Genomic DNA, 8,253 nt, shown 5'->3' with positions numbered 1-8,253 from the left:
TGATGAGCTTCACCGCAAGGGTCGCGTGGGCGAACAACCCCCACATCGTGTAGTCGGTCGCTTGGTCCATGCCAGGGTCCTTCGAGGCGGAGATCAGCCGATCAGGCCGATGTCGGTGCGGGTGGACAGGACGAGGCCAGCCTCGCAGGCGCCGGTCTCCAGGCCTTCGCAGGACGCTACGTCGTTGACGAGGACCTGGCCCACGCTCTCGCATGGCAGATCGGGCAGATCGAACTGGCGGACGCGCGGACGCTGATCCGGAAGGTCGCCGAAGTCGAAAAGCGTGACCTGCTGAACCTGCCCCTCGGTCGTCAGAACGGCTGTTTCTAGCGCGAGGTTCGTCAGGTCGGAGCCGAGAGCATTCTGGACCAGGAAGGTCAGACGGCAGCCGCCATCGGCCGGGGTGACGTCGTTCAATTCGATCGACAGCGCGCTGACCGCGGCCTCCTCTGCGGGGGCTGCGTTAGTCGGCGCGGTCTCTTGGGCCGAGACCGCTCCGGCCGTCAGCAGGACGAGAAACGGCAACGCGGGATAAAGGCGGGTCGGCAGGCTGGGACGTGACATGACGGTCCTTGCATCAACAAGACTTCTGGAAACCGGCGTGGCTGGCAAGGTGGCTGACCGGAGCGGAGCGTCGGACCCGGAACCATCGGACTCGACATCCTGGTTGGGCTAAGCTACCCGACAAAAAGCGTCAAGTATGTTCCTCGACGGATCGGCCCGACAGCATGGCTGGTCCAATCGCTCGGCCCGGAGGCTCGATGGTGTTCCGTCCCAACATGACCGCCTTCACCGACGGGATACGTCTGGTTGCGCCACTTCGCTGGAGGGCTTGGGACGGAACGGTGGCCGATCTTTCGGATGCGGAAGGTTGCGAAGGCGCGCGAGGCCACTACCTGTCGCCCGACCCCCGTGTGGTCGTCTTCCTCGGCGCAGAGACTCAGCCGATCGGTCTCGCAGAGCGGCGGACAGGTCTGGCGTTCGGCAAGGTGGCCTTCATCCCCGCCGGGCTGACGATCTGGAGCCATGTGACGGCGCCACGACCTTTCCGGCACTTGGACCTCCATTTCGAAGCTGCCGGCATCGAGAGACGGCTGCGTGAAAGCCTAGGGCCGCGCGCTGCGACCAGCCTCACCTGCCCCGTGTTCCTCGACGGTCACCCCACGATCGAACACCTCGCGGGGCTGCTGGCTGCCGAAGTCGAGGAGCCTTGCCACGACGACCTCGTGCCGGACGGCCTCGCCACGACCATTTTGAGCTTGATCCTGGGACGAACGGGCTCGGCGGAAGCCGTGCCGCGCGGGGGCCTGACCCCGGCGCAGCTTCGCCGCGTCACGGACCTCATGGACGCCGAACTCCATCGCCGACTAAGCGTGGCCGAACTCGCCGCCGCCGCAGGCCTGTCGGAAAGCTGGTTCGCCCATGCCTTCCGCGCCACAGTCGGCACCTCGCCCGGCCGCCACCTCATGGCTCGCCGCATTGAACGGGCGCGACAGCTTCTCGAGGGCGCAACCATGACCATCGGCGAGGTCGCGGCGGCAACCGGCTTCGCGGATCAGGCCCATATGACCCGTGCCTTCCGAACAGCCACCGGGGCCACTCCGGCCGCTTGGCGGCGGCTCACGACATAAGATTTCCGCAGGATCCCTCAAAGCACGACAGGATCCTTCAAGACCCACTTGGATGCCTGACATAAAAGCTCGGGAAATCATCGGTTGGGTAGGCCCGCCCGGATGAAGCTCTTCGACGAATATGGAAGGACCCTGGATGACACGCCTCCCCCTCACCGCACGCCTTTTGGGACAAACGGCCTTGGTCGCGCTCCTTCCGGCGCTGGTCCTCGCCCAAGAGACGCCTGATGAGGGGCCGGTCGTCGATCTGGGTGAGATCACCTTCTCCGTCCTGGGTGCCGATCCGGTAGGTGACCGTGCCAACCCCTTCACGCTGACCGGTGTCAAGACTCCGACCCCGATCACCGAGGTGCCCCAGTCCGTGAGCGTGGTCAGCGCCGAGCAGGTCGCCGCCACCAATGCGGCCAAGATCGACGAGGCGTTGTCCGGCACGGCGGGCGTGCAGGCGGCCCCATTCTCGTACGACAGCGACACCAACTGGATCTACTCGCGCGGGTTCGATGCGACGCAGACCGGCGTGTTCCTCGACGGGCTCCAGCTTTATGCCTACGCCTTCGGAGGCTTCTACATCGATCCCTTCCTGATCGAGCGCATCGAGGTGCTGCGCGGGCCCTCCTCCATGCTCTACGGCGCCTCGAATCCGGGCGGGGTCGTGAATTATGTCAGCCGCCTTCCCGGGGGCGAGCCCGGCACTCTCCTGGAGTTCGGGGCGGACACGGAGGGGCGCACCTGGTCGAGCGTCGACCTGGGCGGTACGACCGCCGGTGACGTCGCCTACCGGTTCGGGGCCAAGCTCCAGCGCGTGGACGGGCACGGCGCGTTCGAGGACGGCCTTGAAGGGATCGTGACGGGCGGGGTCGCCACGTCCTTCGACAACGGGGGCACGCTGACGCTCACCGCCAGCTACACAGGCATGGACGAGGACCATGTCGGCGGCGCCTGGCTGCCCTACTACGGCACCGTCGAGCCGGTGGGCTTTGGTACCTTCGATGAGGACTTCAACACCGGGGAGTCGGACGTCGACTCCTACATCCGCAACCAATGGCTCCTGACGGCCATCTACCGGCAGGACTTGGGCGCCTGGCGGCTGACCAACACCGCGCGCTACGAGAGGGCCCATGTAGAGGAGTCCTCGGTCTACGCTTATGGCTACGCGGGCTTTGCCCTCACGCCTCAGGACGCCGATGGCACCCTGTCCCGCCTGGTCTTCGAGCACGACACCACGGCCACGGGATTGCACAACGACCTCCGGCTCGAGCGGACGCTGGCCACCGGGGAGGCCGAGCACCGGCTGCTCCTCGGCTTCGATGCCAAGGTCTACCAACTCGATCAGGTGCAGGCCTCCGCCACGGGGACCGGGCTCTCGGCCACCGACCCGGTGTACGGAGCCGCCCAGCCGGACACTGTGCCCTACATCGATCAGGAACTGACGCAAACGGGCTTGGGCCTTTATGCCCAAGACCAGGTCCGCTGGGGCGACGGATGGATCGCCACCCTGAACGGCCGCTACGACCTCGTTCACACCGAGGCCGACACCAACGAGGCGACCGGCGTCGCCGGCGTGGATCGCCAGGACGGCGAGTTCTCCTGGCGCCTGGGCCTTGCGAAGGAGATCAGGGATGTCGTGCCCTACGTCTCGGCCGGGACCTTCTTCAACCCGCAGGTCGTGAACGACCCAGCCGGCGATGAGGTTGAGCCCGAAATCGGGCGGCAGGTCGAGACGGGCCTCAAGTGGTCGCCCAACGAGCGCACCCTTCTCACCTTGGCGGCCTTCGAGACCACCCGAGAGAACATCAGCCAGACCCGGTGGAACGGTGCAGGCTACGACTACTTCCAGATCGGCGAAGTCCGCTCGCGCGGCTTCGAGATCGAGGCCCAGGGCGAGATCGCGGCAGGACTGACCTACCGCGGGAGCCTCACGAGGCTCGACGTCGAGATCACGGACGATGTGGACCCGACGATCGTCGGCAACGCCCCCTACGTCGTCGTCGAGGACCAGGCCGCCTTCTCGGTCGCTTGGGAGCCTATGGCGGTGGAGGGCCTGACGCTCACGGCCGGGGTCCGCTTCGTGGGCGAGTCCTGGGCGGATAACCAGAACACCCTCGAGGTGCCATCGACGACGCTCTACGACGCAGGCGTCTCCTACGACGTCGCGGGCGGCTGGACCGCCAACCTCGACGTCTCGAATCTGACGGACGAGGACTACGTGGCCGCCTGCCAGACGGCCTACTGGTGCTACCAGGGCGAAGGCCGGAACGTGAGCCTGGCGGTTCGCAAGAGCTTCTGAGCCCGACGGCCTCCCAAAGGACCCGCCCAACAACCCCAAACGGCCCTCCCGAGCCGTCCGCCGCCGGAGCCTCCCTCGGGTTCCGGCGGCACTTTGTCTGGAGCCCCCGCCACCGGCCCGCTAGATGCGCCGGACGACCCGTCCCATGCTGCGGTCAAAGGGGCCGCCGGAGAGAACGTCCCATGCTGCGCCAGTTCTTTGCCTACTACCGTCCCTGGATGGGCCTGTTCTGGCTCGACTTCGGCTGCGCCGTCGTTTCTGGCCTCCTGGAACTCGCCTTTCCCCTCGCGGTGCGGGTCTTCATCGACCGGCTGCTGCCGCAGGGGGACCTGGCCCTGACCGTCCTCGCTGCGGTGGTCCTGCTCGCGATCTACCTCGTGAATACCGGGCTCATGGCGATCGTCACCTACTGGGGCCACAAGCTCGGCATCAACATTGAAACCGAAATGCGCGCCCGCGCCTTCGACCACCTCCAGCGGCTCTCCTGGCGATGGTACGACACGCAGCGCACGGGTCGGCTGGTGGCGCGGGTAACCCGGGACCTCGAGGAGATCGGCGAGGTCGCGCACCACGGGCCAGAGGATCTCTTCATCGCGATCATGACCTTCCTCGGTGCCTTTGCGCTGATGGTCGCCATTCATCCGGGGCTGGCCACCCTCACCGCCGTCATCGTCCCGGTCACCGTGGCGCTGGTCATCGTTTACGGCGGTCGCATGACCGACACCTGGCGCTCGATCTTCTCGCGCCTGGGCGACTTCAACGTCCGGCTGGAGGAGAACGTGGGCGGCATCCGCGTCGTGCAGGCGTTCGCCAACGAGGACCACGAGCGCGACCTCTTCTCTCGCGACAACGCCAACTACAGGCGCGCCAAGCTGGACGCCTACCGGATCATGGCTGCCTCCATCTCGATCAACTACATGGCCATGCGCGGCATCCAGGTCATCGTCATGGTCTCGGGCGCCTGGCTCGTGCTCCGGGGCGAGATGACCACCGGGGGCTTCGTGGCCTTTCTGCTCCTGGCTGGGGTGTTCGTACGGCCCCTCGAGAAGATCGCGGCCGTCATCGAGACCTATCCCAAGGGGATCGCAGGCTTCCGTCGTTACCTCGACCTTCTCGCGACCGAGCCCGATGTGACCGACGCCCCGGCGGCCCGTCCTGCGCCCCGCCTGACAGGCGCGGTGCGCTACGAGGGCGTGGGCTTCGGCTACGACCCGTCGCGACCCGTCCTGCGCGACCTCGACTTCGAGGTTCGTCCCGGCGAGACGCTGGCCTTCGTCGGTCCCTCGGGGGCAGGCAAGACCACGGCGCTCGCCCTCCTGCCCCGCTTCTACGAGCCCACGGCGGGGCGGATCACCGTCGATGGCATCCCCGTGACGGACCTCACCCTCGATTCCTTGCGGCGCCAGATCGGCATCGTCAGCCAGGACGTGTTCCTGTTCGGCGGCACGCTTCGGGACAACATCGCGTATGGCCGGCTGGACGCCAGCGAGGACCAGATCCGAGAAGCGGCCGACCTGGCCCGACTCGGCCCCATGATCGACGCCATGCCCCATGGGCTCGACACGGTGGTGGGCGAGCGGGGCGTGACCCTGTCGGGCGGACAGAAGCAACGCGTGGCCATCGCCCGCGTATTCCTCAAGAATCCGCCGATCCTCATCCTCGACGAAGCCACGAGCGCTCTGGACACCGAAACCGAACGCGAGATCCAAGCGGCTCTCGACCGGCTGGCCCAAGGTCGCACCACGCTCATCATCGCCCACCGGCTCGCCACCATCCGTCACGCCGACCGGATCGCGGTCGTGGCCGACGGTCGGATCGCCGAACTGGGCAGCCATGCAGAACTCGCCGCCAAAGGTGGCCTCTACGCCCGGCTTGCTGCGGCCTGAGCACGATCCCCGCCAACCACGCGCAAGGAGACGGATCGGTCCTATGTAACAGGGGCTGGGGTCCCGGCACCTCTCGGATCGGTCCGCCTCGAAGAACGACCCATCATCGCGGTTCAAGTCATCAAATCTGCCGCCGGATCCCACCCCATGAGACTCCCGAGCCGGGCTGCCGGAGTCGGGCCGGTCTCGGGGCAGGAAATTCCCTCGTGGCAGGCGAGCCGACCGACGATCACCTCACCGGCTTTTGAGAGGCCCCAAGCTAAGCGGGATGCCCGCCATCCACGTCATGATGCGCCAGGGCCGGACAGCCTTGCTGCAGCGGCTGTGCATCGAGGGTACGCCCCGTCGACCGGTGCGAGGCCTTGGGTCCCGCCCCCGGTTCCTGAGGCGGCGCTAAGTCTGACGTCGTACTGGAACGCAGACACGGAAGGAGCATTCAATGATCGTAGGACTGTCCGTGGTGCAGAGACACCGTCGATGAACTCCGGTGCAGGAGGAGGGTGCCTTCGATGACCAACAACCAGCAAGAGATCCGTTGCAAGCTGCGGATCCTGGAGCACGCGCAGACCACCGAAGACGTCAGCTGAATCTGTCGCATCCTAGGGGCGGACCGGGCCACACTCTCGCACGTGGCGGCAAGCCTGCTCGGCCAAGGGTGAAGCCGGGCTGGAGAGCAAGCGGTCAGTGCGGCACACGCATCGCGATACGACCTCCCATGAGATCGTGGAGACGCTCCTGCACCTCTGCGGGGACGTCCACCTCGGTTCCATGCGCATGGTCGGGGTCACTGGTGCGCTGTCACGGCATCACCATCTCCTAGGCTGGCGTCCCCGCATCCTATGCCGCAGTGGCCTGCGCCGGTTGCTCGGTGGAACCCGCATCCGCAAGAGCCCCACTATGCACGACCCACAAGCAGGGGCACGGCCATCCCGTCCAGATGAACGGGATGCTCCTGACCTTCCGGGATGAAGACTGCCGGACGTTCCGCAGCTCCAGTACGCGGCAATCGGCGACGCCATCCGTGTCTGCACCCTCAGGATCGGCGCACGGCACACCCAGCCCGATGCACCAACCCTAGGATATGCCTAAGCTGGGCGAAGCCAGATCATAGTTTTTCACCAAACTCCGCTTCGATACAGTTGTCTCCAGGGCCGGCCCAGATGTTGCGGGCATGGCGAAACGGACGAGGTCGCAACATGTCAGTGGAAACGGTGGAAACCCTCATCATCGGCGCGGGCCAGGCGGGTCTGGCCATGAGCGCGCATCTGCGCCGGCACGGGCGGCCCCACCTCGTCCTCGAACGGCATCGGATCGCAGAGCGCTGGCGGTCGGAGCGCTGGGACTCTCTCGTTGCCAATGGCCCGGCTTGGCACGACCGCTTCCCGGCGCAGGAGTTCGATGGCCTCGATCCCGACGCGTTCGCCCCCAAGGATCGGATCGTCGCCTATTTCGAATGCTTCGCCGCACGCATCGCCGCCCCGATCCACTGCGGCGTCGAGGTGACCGAGGCACGTCCCCTGCCCTCGGGCGCGGGCTTCCGCATCGAGACGACCGCGGGACCTATCGAGGCGCGGAACCTTGTGGCGGCCACCGGTCCGTTCCAGCGGCCCATCGTGCCGGACTTCGTCCCGCGCGACGTCGTTCCGTTCCAGATACACTCCGCTGCCTACCGGAACCCGGACCAGCTTCCCGAAGGCGGCGTCCTGGTGGTCGGCGCCGGCTCGTCGGGCACCCAGATCGCCGACGAGCTGAATCGCGCCGGCCGGGACGTCCATCTCTGCGTGGGCCCCCACGACCGTCCGCCCCGCCGCTACCGGGGCCGTGACTTCACCTGGTGGCTCGGCGCTCTCGGCAAGTGGGACGCCCGAGCCCGCACCCCCGGGACAGAGCATGTCACCATCGCCGTCTCCGGCACCCGCGGAGGAGAGACGATCGACTTCCGCCGCCTCGGGGGCGAGGGGATCAACCTTCTCGGCCGAGCCGAGGGGTATTCGGAGGGGCGTCTGCGGATTGCCCGGGACCTTGCGGCCAACATAGCGAGGGGCGACGCAAACTACCTGTCGGTCCTCGAGGAGGCCGACGCCCATGCGGCGCGTCATGGCCTCGAACTGCCTGAAGATCCGGAGGCGCGGCGCACCTACCCCGACCCGGCCTGCCTGACGGAGCCGGTCCTTGAACTGGACCTGAAGGCGGCGGGCATCGGGTCCATCATCTGGGCCACGGGATATGCCTTCGACTTCGGCTGGCTGAGGGCCGGCACTTTCGACGCGCAGGGGCGACCCGTTCACGACCGCGGCGCCTCGACGGTGCCGGGGCTCTGGTTCGTCGGACTGCCTTGGCTCACCTGCCGAGGCTCGGCCTTCATCTGGGGCGCCTGGAAGGATGCGGCCGAGGTCGCCGACCGCATCGCCGCCCGCGCGCCCGCGCCGCTCACCGCCTGACCGTACGA

At 67.1% G+C, this 8,253-nt stretch carries 5 protein-coding genes; 4 read left to right on the top strand and 1 reads right to left on the bottom strand.

Annotated elements, in window-relative coordinates:
* Window positions 1-93: 93 nt before the first annotated feature.
* On the bottom strand, window positions 94-564 hold the full coding sequence (locus tag FHG66_RS17155) for a hypothetical protein (protein WP_139078275.1): 471 nt from the start codon (window positions 562-564) through the stop codon (window positions 94-96).
* A 197-nt stretch (window positions 565-761) separates the two neighbouring features.
* On the opposite strand from FHG66_RS17155, the gene FHG66_RS17150 reads away from it, so the two are divergent.
* The 4 genes from FHG66_RS17150 (at window position 762) to FHG66_RS17135 (ending at window position 8,245) form a co-directional block, all read left to right on the top strand.
* A complete protein-coding gene (locus tag FHG66_RS17150) occupies window positions 762-1,631 on the top strand; it encodes an AraC family transcriptional regulator (protein ID WP_176556317.1) in 870 nt (289 codons plus the stop codon).
* Window positions 1,632-1,767: 136 nt separating this feature from the next.
* On the top strand, window positions 1,768-3,918 hold the full coding sequence (locus FHG66_RS17145; RefSeq protein WP_176556316.1) for a TonB-dependent siderophore receptor: 2,151 nt from the start codon (window positions 1,768-1,770) through the stop codon (window positions 3,916-3,918).
* A gap of 182 nt (window positions 3,919-4,100) precedes the next feature.
* The gene (locus FHG66_RS17140) at window positions 4,101-5,804 is read left to right on the top strand and encodes an ABC transporter ATP-binding protein (protein ID WP_139078272.1); all 1,704 of its coding nucleotides are present in this window, start codon (window positions 4,101-4,103) and stop codon (window positions 5,802-5,804) included.
* Between the two features lie 1,196 nt (window positions 5,805-7,000).
* A complete protein-coding gene (locus tag FHG66_RS17135) occupies window positions 7,001-8,245 on the top strand; it encodes a flavin-containing monooxygenase (protein ID WP_139078271.1) in 1,245 nt (414 codons plus the stop codon).
* Window positions 8,246-8,253 lie beyond the last annotated feature (8 nt).

Origin of the sequence: Rubellimicrobium rubrum (assembly GCF_006152115.1) — a bacterium.
Taxonomy (GTDB): Bacteria; Pseudomonadota; Alphaproteobacteria; order Rhodobacterales; family Rhodobacteraceae; genus Rubellimicrobium; species Rubellimicrobium rubrum.
The sequence above is the reverse complement of the archived record's forward strand: the minus strand, read 5'-3'. Positions and strand labels throughout refer to the sequence as shown.